The sequence below is a fragment of the Vibrio sp. CB1-14 genome (assembly GCF_040412085.2).
GTDB lineage: Bacteria > Pseudomonadota > Gammaproteobacteria > Enterobacterales > Vibrionaceae > Vibrio > Vibrio chaetopteri.
Genome location: NZ_CP115920.1, coordinates 2,734,237 through 2,748,903, shown reverse-complemented (window position 1 = coordinate 2,748,903; position 14,667 = coordinate 2,734,237). Strand labels below are relative to the sequence as shown.

The window sequence follows — 14,667 nt, the reverse complement described above, 5'->3', positions numbered from 1 at the left end:
CAAGGAACCCCATCAGGATGATGGTCAAGGACACCGCTCAAGGAACAAGTGAAGCGAGCTGACTGGGATAGTTAGCGTCATTGGATGAGATGGACACCGCTAGGACGGCGACGAATGGATATAGCTGAAGGATTCAGCCACTATTACGGATGATGCATGGAGCATTTTTAGTAGCCGGACTGCTGCGAGTAAGACTATAGCCCCAATACGCAAGTGTTGGGGCTTTTCTTATTTATAAACCCTAACTTTCATACTTCTCTTGTAAGTGTCGCACTTAATCTAAAGAACACAGAGCCTAAAGCCTATATTAGGTTATTTGGGTATTCAGTTACGAAAAGGAAGTCAATGACAATAGTTACTCGCAGAACCATTCTCGTCCCCTATACCGACTATCTGGAGTCGGATTTTCTGATGCTTAACGTGTGTGCGAAAAATCGTAAACACATGAATGGTCCTCATACCCTAGCCACTGCGCGTCGATTGTTTCATACCATATTGAGCGACTCAAAGTTCTATGCGATGGCGGCTCTGGATCTGCGTACGCGCGATTATATGGGGCATATTTTCATTGAGCGCGGAGCGGAGGGTGAAGGAGAGATAGGCTATATCTTTGACAAGCAATATTGGAACAAAGGGATTGCAACAGAGGTATTAAGAGCGTTTATTCCTGATGCCGTCCATACTTTAGGGCTTAATAGGCTTGAAGCGAACGTCGATATTGACCATGCCTCTTCGATTCGATTGCTGAGTAAACTCGGGTTTGAACAGTACGGACAAGCGGAAGATGAGCATGGCCCGTACTATCAGTTTCAATCTACATTCGGTGTGCTGGAAAGTGAAAGTTCAGCACATGAAAACCTTTCATCACCAGCTTTCCTTGGTAATAGTCGTCACCGAGTGCTGAAAACTCAAACTCATAAATAGTGTGCCAACCGAATCGGCCGTTGGCATCTCTAAGTCTGTGAGCACCAAACGAGACGCTCAACATTTGCAGATCTAACTCCTTACAGCGACGTGTCACCGCCGCCTTGGCAATCTCAGATTGACGCCGCTGCTGCCAAAATACAAAGCAGAACACACTCAGCGCCAATATCATCAAAAGATTATCTATCATTTCACCTTCCTAGTGAGTTTTTCCTTGTGTTGCCGCCTGTTGCAACGCGATCAATGCGCTGGCGAGCTCTGGTGATGGGCTAGAATGCAGCAGTGGCAAAAGCACTAAACGCAGGCTCGGCATCATCACTAGATCGGCAAATAATTGATTAAACAAGCCTTGGTTGCCAGTTTGAGCCAAGCGTACCAAGAACTTCTCGGCTAAGGCTGGCGTAGTCAGAGGCTGCCATGCACGGCCTGCTATGGCAATCAGCACTTCCAGATGACTCAAGCGCGCACTGGCTAAAATATCAGTAACTAATGACTCTAGCTGCTCTGGCTTGCCACCCGATAGCGCACGAGCATAAGCGGCTAACAAGAATAGATCCGGCTCGTCGGACTCGCATTCAAATTGAGCAAGTTCGCGCAGCGTTGTAGAGAGCTTTTCTGGCAACGCCACATGCTCAAGTGCGCCAAGCAGGGCATAGCGGGGCTCGCTGGCAAGGTGACGCAGGCTGGTGCGGATCAAGCGACCGTTTTCATCACGTCCAAGCCTAGTTGCCATATCGGTGATGCCTTGCAGTCCAACCGTTTGCCAGTTATCCCAGCCAAGGTCGCCACGGAAGTAGTCACGTGCATGCTGATAGTATTGGCTGGTGGTCAGATCCAATTCTGCTCTTAATAAGCTATGGAATACAGCTAACTTGTCGTCTGTTGGTTTAAACGTAAATGGGTTGTTTGACAGCTTTTTTTGCTGCTCCTCGCTCATCTCTTTTCCAAGACGTGTCCCCATTGCTTCAAGAACGTATTTTAGAAACTGGCCGACATCGACTTGGCTCAGTAATCCACGCTCATCAAGCTGGAATTTAAGGAACCAAATCCAAGGCTGTTTTTCTTCGTTCCAGTAGGCGATGGCAAACTGAGCCTGTCTTTGAATCGGATAAGGGTAAGGCTGACTAGCGCGCTCGACGGCAGCAAACTGATCGTTATCAATCAGTTGTACGCGTCTTGAGATATCGTAGATGTGATATTGGCAGCCACTGTTGACCAATAGATCCGTCAAAGTATGAATGGTTTCCATGGAGGGGTTCCTAGTACGGTTTGGGTATAGAACAATAAATGGTATTCTATCGCCAATTTTCAAGTCATTGACGACCATTTTCAATAGCGATGATGCAAAGTCGTGAAATAGTTCGTCGCGCTACTAGATAGATCTATGAAGTTATTACTTGTTGAGCTGAAACAGCAGCTTAAAAAACACTCACTTTGGCAGCTTAACGCCCCAAATATAGTGGCATTGAGTAGCCAACAGCCGTTCGCAGTAGATACCCTTGAGCCCCAAGAGTGGTTGCAATGGATTTTTATTGCCCGAATGGAGTCCCTGATTGAGGCCGGTGGCGACACCCCAAAAGGGTTTGAAATCACGCCATACTTTGAAGAAGTGTGGAAGCGACGTCCTGAGTTGGCCGAGGTTCTAATGGTACTTAAACAGATAGATGAGGCCGCAAAATGAGTGAATCGACAGCTTTACCAGAGGTTGAGCTACTAGAGATTGTCTACCGAGACGAGTACCTCATTGCGGTGAATAAGCCTGCGGGTATGTTGGTACACCGCTCATGGCTAGATAAAAATGAAACACGTTTTGTCATGCAAACTTTGCGTGATCAAATTGGTCAGCACGTTTTTCCTTTGCACCGCTTGGATAGACCAACATCGGGTGTGTTGTTATTTGCACTTTCGAGTGAGATAGCAGCGAAAGCGATGCCGATGTTTGCCGAGCACAATATTGAGAAAACCTATCACGCCATTGTTCGTGGCTGGATTGAGCAAGGCGATGTTTTAGACTATCCACTGAAAGTGGAACTCGACAAAATTGCCGATAAGTTTGCCGACCAAGAAAAAGAGGCGCAGCCAGCGGTCACCGCCTATCAGCCATTGGCTAAGGTTGAAGTGCCATACTCGACAGGTCGTTTTCCAACTAGCCGCTACTGCTTAATGGAAATGAAGCCAAAGACGGGTCGTAAGCACCAACTTCGTCGTCATATGCATCATTTAAGTCACCCGATTGTCGGTGATACGACTCATGGTGATGGCCGGCACAATCGCTTGTTTAGGGAGCATTACGATACCCATCGTATGCTGTTGCATGCGTCTTGTTTGGCGTTCAACCACCCAATTACTGGCGAGCCAATACGTATTCAAGCAGGGTTTGATTCGGTTTGGCAGAGTCTAATGAGTGAATTTGGCTGGCAAGAGTGTGACGCAATCCAAGATTACACCTAATTACGTTACTTTACGGACTAAATAGTGGATTTCTTAATAGGTGAATTTTCGCTAAACTGTGGTCTAAACCATAGGAGGTGTTATGCATTGTCCATTTTGTTCAGAAAATGACACAAAAGTTATCGATTCCAGACTGGTAGCCGATGGCCATCAGGTGCGTCGTCGTCGTCAATGTTTGGCGTGCAGTGAGCGTTTCACCACCTTTGAAACCGCCGAACTGGTTATGCCAAAGGTGATTAAATCCAATGGTAATCGTGAGCCTTTCAACAAGGATAAGATGGTCGGTGGCATTCAGCGAGCGCTAGAAAAGCGTCCTGTAAGTGCAGACTCGATTGAACTTGCGATCAGTCATATTGAATCTCAACTTCGCGCTACCGGCGAGCGTGAAGTCCCAAGTGAAATGATAGGAAACCTAGTCATGACTCAGCTGAAAGAGCTGGATAAAGTGGCCTATATCCGTTTCGCATCTGTTTACCGTAGTTTTGAAGACATTCGCGAGTTCGGTGAAGAAATCGCTCGCTTGGAAGACTAACAGCCACCCCAAAATCAGCGATAGGTATGGATTACTATGAGTCAGTTTAGCGCTATTGACTATCAGATGATGAGTTTAGCGATTGACCTTGCCAAGAAAGGCCGCTTCACCACTGCTCCAAATCCGAATGTCGGCTGCGTGATAACGCAAAATGATGTCATTGTGGGGCAGGGATACCATAAGAAAGCGGGTGAGCCGCACGCCGAAGTGCACGCAATGCGTATGGCGGGTGAGCAAACTAAGGGCGCGACGGCGTACGTCACCCTAGAGCCATGTTCCCACTATGGGCGCACGCCACCCTGTGCCGAAGGGCTGATTAAAGCGGGTGTCGCGAAAGTCGTCTGTGCCATGTCCGATCCAAACCCGCAAGTCGCTGGGCGTGGTTTTGCCATGCTTGAAGAGGCGGGTATTGAAGTGCAGGTTGGCATCTTGGAGCAAGATGCGCGAGCACTAAATCGAGGCTTTCTAAAGAAAATGGAAACCAATCGTCCCTTCGTTCAGCTTAAAATGGCGGCCAGTCTCGATGGGCAAACCGCACTTGCTAATGGTCAAAGCCAGTGGATCACAGGCGCTGAAGCGCGCCGCGATGTACAGGCGTATCGTGCTGAAGCTGGCGCTATTTTGTCTACTAGCCGCACCGTTATTGACGACAATGCATCTCTAAATGTTCGCTGGAATGAACTGCCAAGCCAAGTTCATTCGGTGATTGACTCCACAGAGCTTCGTCAGCCAGTTCGTGTCATATTGGACAGACAAAATCAGCTCAGCTCTGATCTAAAACTGTTCAGCACCGAAGGCGTTATCCTCCGAGTGGCTCATGAAGGTGGCGATCTTAACATCCCAGCAGGTTCAAGCGAGCAGCTAGACCTTGCCCAAACGCTAGATGTACTAGCCGAAGAGCACCAAATTAACCATGTTTGGGTGGAAGCGGGCGCAACTCTGGCGAGCTCTATGATAGAGCAGCAGCTTGTCGATGAGCTTATCGTCTATTTAGCACCTAAGCTTATGGGGGCTGATGGCCGAGGACTGATCGGCGCGCTTGGGCTTGAGTCGATGCAACAGGTTATCGATCTCGATATTAAAGACATTCGTATGGTGGGTAGTGATATTCGAATCGTTGCCACGCCACAGCTAAAAAAGAAATAGAAGATGTTTACAGGAATTATTGAAGCCGTTGGTACCCTAAAAGCGATTACGCCAAAAGGGGAAGACATCAGTGTTACCGTTGATGCTGGCAAACTGGATATGGCCGATGTAAAACTCGGCGACAGTATTGCGACCAATGGTGTGTGTCTAACTGTGGTGGCGTTCACTGACAGTAGTTACCAAGCGGATTTATCATTAGAGACGCTAAAGAAAACCGGCTTTGCCAACTACAGCGTGGGTGACAAGGTCAACCTTGAAAAAGCCATGTTACCGACCACGCGTTTCGGTGGTCATATTGTCTCTGGTCACGTCGATGGCGTGGGTGAGATTGTCGACAGACAGCAAGTCGGTCGTGCAGTTGAGTATTGGGTACAGATGCCATCGGAAATCACTAAGTATGTCGCCCAAAAAGGCTCGATTACTGTGGATGGTATTAGCTTGACAGTGAACGATCTTCGCAAAGATGCGTTTAAGCTAACTGTCGTGCCACATACGTCAGAAGAGACCACCATCGACCAGTTCCAGGTAGGGCGAAAAGTAAACCTTGAAGTCGATGTTATGGCTCGTTACATGGAGCGATTACTTCAAGCGCAGACTCACTCTGAGCCTGAGTCGAGACTGACGATGGAATTCTTACAACAAAACGGTTTTGCCTAATCTCGCGAATCTAGTTCTCGAAAATCTAAGAATTGCAAAACCCAGATAAAAACAAGCGCAATAACAGGAACGTGAAATGCCAATTAGTACGCCGCAAGAAATCATTGAAGATATCCGTTTAGGGAAAATGGTCATCCTAATGGATGATGAAGATCGTGAAAACGAGGGCGACCTTATTATGGCCGCTGAGCAAATTACCCCTGAAGCTATCAACTTTATGGCAACCCATGGTCGTGGCCTTATCTGCCTAACCATGACCAAAGAGCGCTGTGAAAACCTAGGTTTGCCTCCTATGGTGCAAGACAACAACGCGCAATACACCACAAACTTTACCGTATCGATTGAAGCCGCTGAAGGTGTGACTACCGGTATTTCTGCTGCCGACCGCGCGCGCACTGTGCAAGCGGCTGTTGCGAAAGATGCCAAAGCGGCCGATCTTGTTCAGCCAGGACACATCTTCCCACTTGCTGCTCAAGATGGTGGTGTACTAACTCGCGCAGGTCACACTGAAGCGGGCTGCGATTTAGCAAAACTGGCGGGACTTGAGCCAGCATCGGTGATCGTTGAGATTTTAAACGACGATGGCACTATGGCGCGTCGCCCAGATCTTGAAGTGTTTGCTGAAAAGCATGACATCAAACTAGGTACGATTGCTGACCTTATCGAGTACCGCAACAACAACGAAACAACGATTGAACGCGTTGCTGCGTGTCACTTGCCGACAGAATTTGGTGAGTTTGAGCTGGTCACATATCGCGATACCATCGATAACCAAATCCACTACGCTATGTGTGCTGGTGACTTGACGGCAAACACGCCACTGGTTCGTGTTCACTTGCAAGACACGTTCACTGACATTCTGCGCTCAAACCGTAACTCAGATCGCAGCTGGACACTGGAAAAAGCGATGAAGCGCATTGGCAATGAAGGTGGTGTGCTGGTCATACTGGGTAATGAAGAGAGCACTGACTTCTTGATTCACAAGATGAAAATGTTCGAACAGCAAGATAGCGGCACAGCACCTACTATGGCGAAAAAGCAGGGCACATCTCGCCGCGTAGGTGTGGGCTCTCAAATTCTAGCTGACCTTGGCGTGCATGAAATGAAATTGCTGTCATCAGCAGACAAAAAATACCATGCCCTCGGTGGTTTTGGTTTGACGGTCACGGAATACGTCACAGAGTAACCTATCAAGCCTTTGCTTCTGATAAGCAAAGGCTTTTTGTTATCAAGACTGCGCCCTACTTTTGGACACCTTGCTAAAGCCTTGTCTGGACGAAGTTAGCGGTAGATATTAATAAATGACTTGTGCTAGAATCCGTCGATTCTCGCGAGATGAACATAGTTTATAAGGAAAGCATATGAAAGTTATCGAGGGTGGCTTCCCAGCACCGAACGCAAAGATTGCTATTGTAATTGCACGATTCAATAGTTTTATCAATGAAAGCCTACTATCGGGTGCTATCGATACTTTGAAACGTCACGGTCAAGTGAGCGAAGACAACATCACGGTTGTACGCTGCCCAGGCGCAGTTGAACTACCACTTGTTGCTCAACGTGTTGCGAAAACAGGTAAGTTTGATGCAATCGTATCGCTAGGTACAGTCATTCGTGGCGGTACACCACATTTCGACTATGTTTGTAGTGAGTGTAATAAAGGTCTTGCACAAGTGTCTCTGGAATATAGCCTACCAGTAGCCTTTGGTGTATTGACTGTTGATACCATCGATCAAGCTATCGAGCGTGCAGGAACCAAGGCTGGTAATAAAGGTGCAGAGGCTGCACTAAGCGCGCTTGAAATGATCAACGTTCTTTCTGAAATCGATTCCTAATGGGGGCCAGTGTGAAACCAGCCGCACGTCGTAATGCACGTCAATTTGCTCTGCAAGCAATTTATTCTTGGCAAATTACTAAAGAAAATGTTGCCACTGTTGAAGAACAGTTCTTATCAGGTGGTAAGTATGATGAAGAAGAACATCATGCTGCTGAGCCTGCGTTGACTGCGCCAGAGACTGACGTTGTATATTTCCGTGACCTACTCACGGGTGTCGCGTTGAATCACACGGAGCTAGACAGCAAGCTACGTCCATTTGTTTCTCGTCCAATGCAAGACCTAGACATGATGGAACTTGCGCTACTTCGCCTAGCGATGTACGAGATGACACGCCGTGAAGACGTACCTTACAAAGTGGTTATTAACGAAGCAATCGAACTTGCAAAAGTATTCGCTGCAGAAGACAGCCACAAGTTTGTTAACGGTGTACTAGATAAAGCAGCACCACACGTTCGTAAGAAGTAACAAACAACGTTTGTCTATTCGTAAAAAGGTCAGCAATTTGCTGGCCTTTTTTATATACTCTGTTCACCTTTTCGTTGCCAAGTCGACAAGATGTCTGGTGAATTTAGTTTAATCGATAAGTACTTTGCTCATAAGCAGCAAAACCGAAAGGATGTGATCCTCGCTCAAGGAGACGATTGTGCGATTGTCGCCCCTACTGCTGGCTCTCATATTGCCATTAGTACCGACACCTTAGTGGCGGGCACTCATTTTCTCGCTGACGCTAATCCTGCGCAAATTGCTCACAAAGCCCTCGCGTCAAACATCAGTGATCTCGTGGCCATGGGCGCTTCCCCTGCTTGGGTTTCTATGGGTATTTCGTTGCCTGAAATCAATACGGCATGGCTAGAGCGTTTCTCCAATGCGTTTTTTAAGCTTGCCGATTACTATGGTATTCAACTGATTGGCGGCGATACCACTAAAGGTCCACTTACTATCACTCTTACTGTTCAAGGCACACTACCTGAAGGTAAGGCGTTGACTCGCCATGGTGCCCAGTCAGGAGACTGGGTCTATGTCACCGGACAACTTGGTGATGCCAAAGCGGGACTTGATGTGATTTTAGAGAACAACATCAGCGCGGATACCAGCCTCAATCAAGAGCTACAACGACGTCACTTTGAAGCCACGCCACGCGTACTAGCGGGTATAGCGTTGCGAGATATTGCTTCAGCAGCCATCGACATTTCTGATGGGCTGGTGGCTGATTTAGGGCATATTCTGAAACGCTCTAAGGTTGGCGCAAGGCTTAATGTTGCAGCGCTTCCGACATCAAAAGAACTGCTGCAGTTTGTCGGTAGCCGGGCACTTGCTCAGCAATATGCACTGACCAGTGGTGAAGAGTACGAACTATGCTTTACGGTACCAGAGGCCAATCGCGGTCAACTTGAAGTGGCGTTAAGTAATACGCCGTTTACCTGTATTGGGCAACTGACCGGCACAGAATATATAGAGCTTCACAACGACGATGCGCCAGTGGACTGGCAACTCGACGGTTTTGATCATTTTAAGGGAAATCAATGAGCAATCCTCTCGACTTAATCTCACTTAAAAATCCGTGGCACCTGCTAGCAACAGGCTTTGGTAGTGGTTTGTCACCGATTATCCCCGGCACCATGGGGACGCTCGCGTCGATCCCTTTGTACCTGCTACTGGTTCAGCTGCCGTTAAGCGTTTACCTCATTGCCGTGGTTATCGCCTGTATCATTGGTATAAAAATTTGTGACGTCACCTCTCAAGACATGGGCGTGCATGATCACGGCTCAATCGTTTGGGATGAGTTTGCTGGCTTTTGGATCACCATGGCTATTGTACCCGCACTCAAATTGCCTGCCGATGATTGGAAGTGGTTAATCACAGGCTTTGTGCTGTTTCGCTTCTTTGACATGGTAAAGCCTTGGCCTATCGGCTGGCTCGACAAACGTATGCATGGCGGCCTCGGTATTATGATTGATGATATTGTTGCCGGTATTATGGCAGGGCTCTGTTTGTATTTAGTGGGACATTTTGCTGGCTGGTTGGCTTAAAATGACGATCTTTAGCCTTGTTTGTTCACAAGGCTTTTTCATTTCTGGTCGGAGGACTATTGTTCGGTAATTTTCTAAGACTATGTAATTTAAGTGTTTTCTTAGTTGTTTTTTACAAAGCAATATCTGAATGACAAAGCTTTACTATACGTTTGGTTAAAAGTTGCTATGATTGCTGCCTCTTTTACGCTCTGTAACAATTGGTATGTTTAGCAATCTACGTCTTTTCATTAATTCTTTTCTTGTCATGGTCAATACGGCTATCACGGCTGTCGTGGTTTGTACATTCTCGATCATTAAATTAGCCCTACCTCTTGCGTCTGTTAAGACTCTGATGACGAGCTTATCTAATAAGCAGATGTGGCTTTGGGCAACGATTAATTTGTGGCTTCTTAATCTGAACAACAATATCGAATGGGATATAGAAGGCGGCGATGAGTTGACACCAGAGCAGTGGTACATGCTGCTGTCTAACCATCTCAGTTGGGCGGACATCGTTATCATTACCTCGGTAATGAAAAATAAAATGCCGATGTGTAAGTTCTTGCTTAAACAGAGCCTATTGTATGTCCCGTTTGTTGGCCTTGCGTGCTGGGGACTTGATATGCCATTTATGAAAAGGCACTCGCAAGCTTACCTTGTAAAGAACCCAGAGCGCCGCAACGATGATTTCAATGCGATTCGTAAGGCGTGTAAGAAGTTTGAACATGTACCCACCACTATGATCAGTTTTGTTGAAGGTACGCGTTACAGCGAAGAAAAATTGGTCACGGTTAAAACGCCATATAGACACTTGTTGAAGCCAAAAACAGGTGGCGTTGCGTTCACACTTAATGCTATGAATCATCTATTAGATGGTGTCGTCGACATTACACTGGCGTACCCAGAAAACCGCGAAGATCCGTTTAAGGACTTGTTGAAAGGTAAGCTCACCAAAGTAGTGGTTAAGATAGATGTCTATCAAATGGATGAAAATCTTAACGGTGATTACTTTAATGACAAAGTATTCAAGCGCCGTTTCCACAATTGGCTCAACGAGGTCTGGAAGCGTAAAGATGAGACGCTAGAGACGATTTATTCGCAAAGCTAAGTCGCGTTTCAGAGACAACAAAGTCAGATACAAAAAAGGTCTACCCTAGGGTAGACCTTTTTAATGCGACTAAAACAGTTAAGCAAACTGTCTAGGTATCACTCTGCAGCACTTTTCGGCTTCGTTAATTAACACCGATACTGCATGAGTATGGTAATCCTCACCGCTCTTCCAAACGGTTTCTCCGAATATCTGACACAACTCAAAATCAGAAATAGTTCCCTTCATTTCCTTGTAGGCGACGGCTGAGATGATTTTTTGCTCTAATGCTTTAGGGCAAGATTCAACACGCCAACGGCTCACTTGAATATTCGGCAAAGCACACTCCTTTGTGGTCACATTTTCGTCATCAAAACCACGATAACACCATGAAAAAGTACGATCAAGGTGATCTTACTCACATTTTTGTGGGGTATATAACGTGCTAGAGCTAACTGTTTGTAAACCTGAGAAGTTCTGCCTATAAGGTGAAAAAATAAACTTTTGGTGGACGAATTAAGCATCCACCATTAAAAATGACAAATGTCTAATTTTTAAGCGAACTGTCTTTTGCTAATGATAAGTTGCTTAGCTCGCGTTACCAGTGAAGGAATACACCATGTCATCGCAATGGGGAGTGCAAAACGACTTACTGTATCAATGAAGGCGGCGGTATCTTGATCGCCCTTAGACAATTGATCTGGGAGCACAAAGGCTAACAATAGGTAGGTAAATACGACTAATAAGACACTAAACCACCATGGATCGCTATCCTGATATTGGATCACTGTGGTTGAGTCGTGGTGAGGTTTTTGCTGATTTTCCTTAATCATGGATTCTACTTCCTATTCATCCAATCTAACGCTTTCATTCAATCACGCTAAATGCTCAAAACAAGTAACACAGCTCAATAACGTAAGCGACATCGAAAAAATAAATGATTGTATTGTCAGTTTTGGTCAGACATCACATTCGGTTGGGGCTTTGTCGCAATGCGTATATGAGGCCAGTGCTATACACGATGGGGTTCTCATTATTGAGTAAACATTCTAACGCTTCTGCCAGCGCTCACTACACTGATGAAAAAGCCAGCAAAATAAAGGAATAAGGATGGACTATAAAAGGATCAAAGTCAGCCGCACTGAGGATGTGGTGACTGTGACGTTAAATCGCCCAGATAAGCTTAATGGTGTCGATATGGGGATGTTCGAAGAGCTGATTCGCGTGAGTCGTGCGCTACGTAAAGATCGCCAACTCAGAGCGGTGATTTTGACGGGTTCCGGGGACAACTTTAGTTCGGGTCTCGATTTTAAATCCATGATGACCAATAAAAGCAATGCGGCGAAACTGTTGTTCAAATGGTGGCCGGGTCAGTCCAACCGCGCTCAACAGGTAAGCAGTAACTGGCGCAAATTATCAGTCCCTGTCATTGCGGCAATCGACGGTTACTGCTGGGGCGCTGGGATGCAAATTGCGCTTGGTGCTGATTTTCGTATTTGCTCGCCAAAGGCGAATCTATCCATTATGGAATCAAAGATGGGTTTAACATCGGACATGGCTGGCTCTATTGCCTTGCGTGAGGTGATGCCAAAGGACAGAGCGATGCTCATCTCTATCTGTGGTCAAGAGTTGTCAGCAGAAGAAGCGTTAAAATATGGATTGGTAACAGAGGTCTGTGAAGTGCCACTGGAGGCAGCCCAAACGCTAGCAAACAAAGTAAAACGCATGTCTCCCGATGTGAACGCAGCGATGAAACACATGTACACTCGATATTGGACAGCGCCAGCGTGGAAGCTATTGGCCTATGAAACCTACAGTCAGATACGCATCATGTTAGGAAGGAATTTTGGGCGGATGCAAAGCGCGCTGCGAAAAAAAGCGCCGCCTGAGTTTCAGCCCAGACAGCGCTATTGGTAGTGGGGAAACCTTAGCGGACGATCAGATCCTCCCCACAAACTCGGCAGCGGAAAAGCTCTTTGATGCCAGAGAGCTTTTGCCATAAACTGCGCTTGATTCTAACGATCGCGAATCGCCGTTTACACTTGCACATGAAAATATACCTAACGTTGTTGTTGTGTGATATTGGTTCAGATTTTATATAAGCCGTGTATATACTTACAGTTCTATAAATAAAAGTGAATAGCGGAAAACTCTGTTGTGTTATTCAATTAAGCTTATAATTTTAAAGTATTTTTATTGATAATCTCTTGGTTTTAGTTATTGGTCTAGGTTATGCGTCGTGCGAAGAAACAAACAGCTTAGAAGTCAGTGGATAGTTGCAACTAGTCGAATGAAAGCTTGGCTGTTGAGCTCGCTTTTATTGCTTTATCCTTTAACGTTAACTGCGTCGCAAAATATGGTTTTGGTTAATGCTGTTGTCTATCAGCATCCTAAAGCTAATAGCGTAGTGATTGAAAACGGGGTAATAACTCAAATAGGCACAGCCGATGAAGTTTTATCCAGTGTCGATTCTCGTGCAATAATTATCGATCTCGAGCAGCAGTTTCTGCTTCCAGGATTTATTGACAACCACAATCACGTCTTTGAAGCCGCCTCTGAAGCAGGGGGCAATTGCGAACTCAGTGCCTCTGCAAGTCTCTTAGAGTTGCGGCCTTACCTTGAATACTGTCGTGAGCAAGCCAGTTCTGACGGATGGTTACTTGGCTATGGTTTTTCCCTCGAAATGATAATGGAAGAGAGCAGTGAGCTATCTCCAATTACGCTGCTTGATTCTGTTTTCCCTCACCGTCCGGTGATTTTAATGGAGCAGACCTCACACTCGATGTGGGTGAACTCACAAGCGTTAAAGCTGGCAGGCATTACCAAGTATACTTCTGACCCTCAAGGCGGCGCATTGCTGCGCGATGCAGAGGGCAATCTCAATGGCGTGCTGCTAGACAGTGCAGGGGATGCGATCATGGAAATCGCTTGGAACAGTTTGAAGGCACAATTTGAGCAGAGCTATCAAGGGCTACTCAATGGCTTAGCGGCTGCGGCAGAGCACGGTATTACCACCATTGGTGATGGCAGGCTCTACTGGAAAAGAGGTTGGTTTGAAGTATGGCAACATGCTCGAGAGCAAGAAGCGTTGACGTCACGCGTGCTGCTGCGCCCGTGGATCTATCCTGATGCGGATATGAAAGAGCAGCTTGAGTTCCTCGAGTCCATTTACACAGCTGAGGTATCACCAAGCGACAAGCTGATCGTCAATCAAGTAAAGATGTACAGCGATGGCATCATTATCAATGGCACAGCCAAGCTGTTAGCGCCCTATAGAGAGACCTATCTGCCCAATCGCCCTAAAGGTCTCAACTACATTCCTCCTGAGAATATGAAAACCTGGCTCAGTGCTCTCGATAAGCTTGGCTATAGTGCTCATATTCATGCCATTGGTGATGGAGCAGTGCACGAATCACTTAATGCCATTGAGCATGTTCGTAACCTCGGTAGCAATAAGCCGTACACCTTGACCCATGTTGAGTTGGTCAATGAGCAAGATATCCCTCGTTTTGCAAAGCTTGCGGTGACAGCAGACTTTCAGGTGGGCTCTGACTATGTGGCCTTTCAAGACCATGCATGGGCAAAAGCCTTCTTGGGCGCTGTGCGTGCTCACAGGCTTATGAACTTGCGCGCTATTTTTGATACCGGCGCAAATTTAACTCTCAGCAGTGATTGGAATGTTCACGACATTAACCCTTTGGTTGGTATCGCGAACAGCATCATGATGCAGGACACGGGATTGCCATCGGTTGATGCTGCCATTGACGCCTACACCATGAATGCGGCGAAGAGTTTGGGGATTGACGGCTTCACGGGCTCAATTACAGTCGGCAAGTCGGCTGACTTGGTGGTGGTTGAAAAAGACATTCGTCAGCTATCACCGGAGGCGATCGCCGAAAGCGCAGTAACGTTAACCATGACTCAAGGCGAAATCGTCTTTCAGTGGACAGAACAGTAATCAAAATGGTTGTTCGTTGAACAATTGCTCATATTTATCAATATTATGAATGTGGCGCTGTGACCT

The 14,667-nt window shown here is 46.5% G+C and carries 18 protein-coding genes; 14 read left to right on the top strand and 4 right to left on the bottom strand.

The features are described 5' to 3' along the window. The first annotated feature begins 345 nt into the window (after positions 1-345). The gene (locus PG915_RS12455) at positions 346-924 is read left to right on the top strand and encodes a GNAT family N-acetyltransferase (RefSeq protein WP_353496805.1); all 579 of its coding nucleotides are present in this window, start codon (positions 346-348) and stop codon (positions 922-924) included. Here PG915_RS12455 and PG915_RS12450 read toward each other — a convergent pair. Continuing rightward, positions 815-1,114, bottom strand: coding sequence for a DUF3301 domain-containing protein (locus tag PG915_RS12450; protein WP_353496804.1), 300 nt, complete (start codon positions 1,112-1,114; stop codon positions 815-817). The genes PG915_RS12455 and PG915_RS12450 overlap by 110 nt on opposite strands. A gap of 9 nt (positions 1,115-1,123) precedes the next feature. Continuing rightward, on the bottom strand, positions 1,124-2,173 hold the full coding sequence (locus PG915_RS12445) for a DUF3549 family protein (protein WP_353496803.1): 1,050 nt from the start codon (positions 2,171-2,173) through the stop codon (positions 1,124-1,126). Between the two features lie 135 nt (positions 2,174-2,308). Between PG915_RS12445 and PG915_RS12440 the strand changes: the two genes are divergently transcribed. From PG915_RS12440 to PG915_RS12390, 11 genes are all read left to right on the top strand, one after another. After that, on the top strand, positions 2,309-2,605 hold the full coding sequence (locus PG915_RS12440; protein ID WP_353496802.1) for a YqcC family protein: 297 nt from the start codon (positions 2,309-2,311) through the stop codon (positions 2,603-2,605). Continuing rightward, the gene (gene truC, locus PG915_RS12435; protein ID WP_353496801.1) at positions 2,602-3,375 is read left to right on the top strand and encodes a tRNA pseudouridine(65) synthase TruC; all 774 of its coding nucleotides are present in this window, start codon (positions 2,602-2,604) and stop codon (positions 3,373-3,375) included. Before PG915_RS12440 ends, truC begins: the two co-directional genes overlap by 4 nt. Before the next feature lie 82 nt (positions 3,376-3,457). Beyond that, a complete protein-coding gene (gene nrdR, locus PG915_RS12430; protein ID WP_042496919.1) occupies positions 3,458-3,907 on the top strand; it encodes a transcriptional regulator NrdR in 450 nt (149 codons plus the stop codon). A 36-nt stretch (positions 3,908-3,943) separates the two neighbouring features. Continuing rightward, positions 3,944-5,053, top strand: coding sequence for a bifunctional diaminohydroxyphosphoribosylaminopyrimidine deaminase/5-amino-6-(5-phosphoribosylamino)uracil reductase RibD (gene ribD / locus PG915_RS12425; protein WP_353496800.1), 1,110 nt, complete (start codon positions 3,944-3,946; stop codon positions 5,051-5,053). 3 nt (positions 5,054-5,056) lie between these two features. Further along, positions 5,057-5,710 (top strand): riboflavin synthase, encoded by a 654-nt coding sequence (locus tag PG915_RS12420; RefSeq protein WP_353496799.1) that lies wholly within the window; start codon positions 5,057-5,059, stop codon positions 5,708-5,710. Positions 5,711-5,786: 76 nt separating this feature from the next. Then, positions 5,787-6,896 carry a bifunctional 3,4-dihydroxy-2-butanone-4-phosphate synthase/GTP cyclohydrolase II gene (ribBA, locus tag PG915_RS12415; protein ID WP_353496798.1) on the top strand — a complete coding sequence of 370 codons (1,110 nt, stop codon included), beginning with the start codon at positions 5,787-5,789 and terminating at the stop codon, positions 6,894-6,896. Positions 6,897-7,071: 175 nt separating this feature from the next. Then, positions 7,072-7,542 (top strand): 6,7-dimethyl-8-ribityllumazine synthase, encoded by a 471-nt coding sequence (gene ribE, locus PG915_RS12410; RefSeq protein WP_004741508.1) that lies wholly within the window; start codon positions 7,072-7,074, stop codon positions 7,540-7,542. Continuing rightward, positions 7,542-8,009, top strand: a complete 468-nt coding sequence (gene nusB, locus PG915_RS12405) for a transcription antitermination factor NusB (RefSeq protein WP_353496797.1) — start codon at positions 7,542-7,544, stop codon at positions 8,007-8,009. Before ribE ends, nusB begins: the two co-directional genes overlap by 1 nt. Before the next feature lie 90 nt (positions 8,010-8,099). Next, positions 8,100-9,071, top strand: a complete 972-nt coding sequence (thiL, locus tag PG915_RS12400; protein ID WP_353496796.1) for a thiamine-phosphate kinase — start codon at positions 8,100-8,102, stop codon at positions 9,069-9,071. Then, entirely contained in the window at positions 9,068-9,574 is a 507-nt protein-coding gene (pgpA, locus tag PG915_RS12395; RefSeq protein WP_112462109.1) for a phosphatidylglycerophosphatase A, read from the top strand. The genes thiL and pgpA overlap by 4 nt, the downstream gene beginning before the upstream one ends. Before the next feature lie 205 nt (positions 9,575-9,779). Continuing rightward, positions 9,780-10,664 carry an acyltransferase gene (locus PG915_RS12390; RefSeq protein ID WP_353496795.1) on the top strand — a complete coding sequence of 295 codons (885 nt, stop codon included), beginning with the start codon at positions 9,780-9,782 and terminating at the stop codon, positions 10,662-10,664. 78 nt (positions 10,665-10,742) lie between these two features. On the opposite strand, the gene PG915_RS12385 is transcribed toward PG915_RS12390, so the two are convergent. Further along, entirely contained in the window at positions 10,743-10,982 is a 240-nt protein-coding gene (locus PG915_RS12385) for a hypothetical protein (protein ID WP_042496929.1), read from the bottom strand. A gap of 215 nt (positions 10,983-11,197) precedes the next feature. Next, a complete protein-coding gene (locus tag PG915_RS12380; RefSeq protein ID WP_353496794.1) occupies positions 11,198-11,476 on the bottom strand; it encodes a hypothetical protein in 279 nt (92 codons plus the stop codon). 277 nt (positions 11,477-11,753) lie between these two features. On the opposite strand from PG915_RS12380, the gene PG915_RS12375 reads away from it, so the two are divergent. Together PG915_RS12375 and PG915_RS12370 are read left to right on the top strand one after the other, a co-directional pair. Continuing rightward, complete coding sequence (locus PG915_RS12375; RefSeq protein WP_353496793.1) at positions 11,754-12,560, top strand: crotonase/enoyl-CoA hydratase family protein; 807 nt, start codon at positions 11,754-11,756, stop codon at positions 12,558-12,560. Positions 12,561-12,933: 373 nt separating this feature from the next. Next, complete coding sequence (locus tag PG915_RS12370) at positions 12,934-14,601, top strand: amidohydrolase (protein WP_418642264.1); 1,668 nt, start codon at positions 12,934-12,936, stop codon at positions 14,599-14,601. Positions 14,602-14,667 lie beyond the last annotated feature (66 nt).

Bases quoted from the DNA above. Each gene is read 5' to 3' on its own strand.
- PG915_RS12380 (WP_353496794.1), bottom strand. From the start codon at position 11,476: ATGATTAAGGAAAATCAGCAAAAACCTCACCACGACTCAACCACAGTG.
- PG915_RS12390 (WP_353496795.1), top strand. From the start codon at position 9,780: ATGTTTAGCAATCTACGTCTTTTCATTAATTCTTTTCTTGTCATGGTC.
- PG915_RS12420 (WP_353496799.1), top strand. From the start codon at position 5,057: ATGTTTACAGGAATTATTGAAGCCGTTGGTACCCTAAAAGCGATTACG.
- PG915_RS12375 (WP_353496793.1), top strand. From the start codon at position 11,754: ATGGACTATAAAAGGATCAAAGTCAGCCGCACTGAGGATGTGGTGACT.
- nusB (WP_353496797.1), top strand. From the start codon at position 7,542: ATGGGGGCCAGTGTGAAACCAGCCGCACGTCGTAATGCACGTCAATTT.
- pgpA (WP_112462109.1), top strand. From the start codon at position 9,068: ATGAGCAATCCTCTCGACTTAATCTCACTTAAAAATCCGTGGCACCTG.
- truC (WP_353496801.1), top strand. From the start codon at position 2,602: ATGAGTGAATCGACAGCTTTACCAGAGGTTGAGCTACTAGAGATTGTC.
- PG915_RS12455 (WP_353496805.1), top strand. From the start codon at position 346: ATGACAATAGTTACTCGCAGAACCATTCTCGTCCCCTATACCGACTAT.
- PG915_RS12450 (WP_353496804.1), bottom strand. From the start codon at position 1,114: ATGATAGATAATCTTTTGATGATATTGGCGCTGAGTGTGTTCTGCTTT.
- ribD (WP_353496800.1), top strand. From the start codon at position 3,944: ATGAGTCAGTTTAGCGCTATTGACTATCAGATGATGAGTTTAGCGATT.
- PG915_RS12445 (WP_353496803.1), bottom strand. From the start codon at position 2,173: ATGGAAACCATTCATACTTTGACGGATCTATTGGTCAACAGTGGCTGC.
- PG915_RS12440 (WP_353496802.1), top strand. From the start codon at position 2,309: ATGAAGTTATTACTTGTTGAGCTGAAACAGCAGCTTAAAAAACACTCA.
- nrdR (WP_042496919.1), top strand. From the start codon at position 3,458: ATGCATTGTCCATTTTGTTCAGAAAATGACACAAAAGTTATCGATTCC.
- thiL (WP_353496796.1), top strand. From the start codon at position 8,100: ATGTCTGGTGAATTTAGTTTAATCGATAAGTACTTTGCTCATAAGCAG.
- PG915_RS12370 (WP_418642264.1), top strand. From the start codon at position 12,934: ATGAAAGCTTGGCTGTTGAGCTCGCTTTTATTGCTTTATCCTTTAACG.
- ribBA (WP_353496798.1), top strand. From the start codon at position 5,787: ATGCCAATTAGTACGCCGCAAGAAATCATTGAAGATATCCGTTTAGGG.
- ribE (WP_004741508.1), top strand. From the start codon at position 7,072: ATGAAAGTTATCGAGGGTGGCTTCCCAGCACCGAACGCAAAGATTGCT.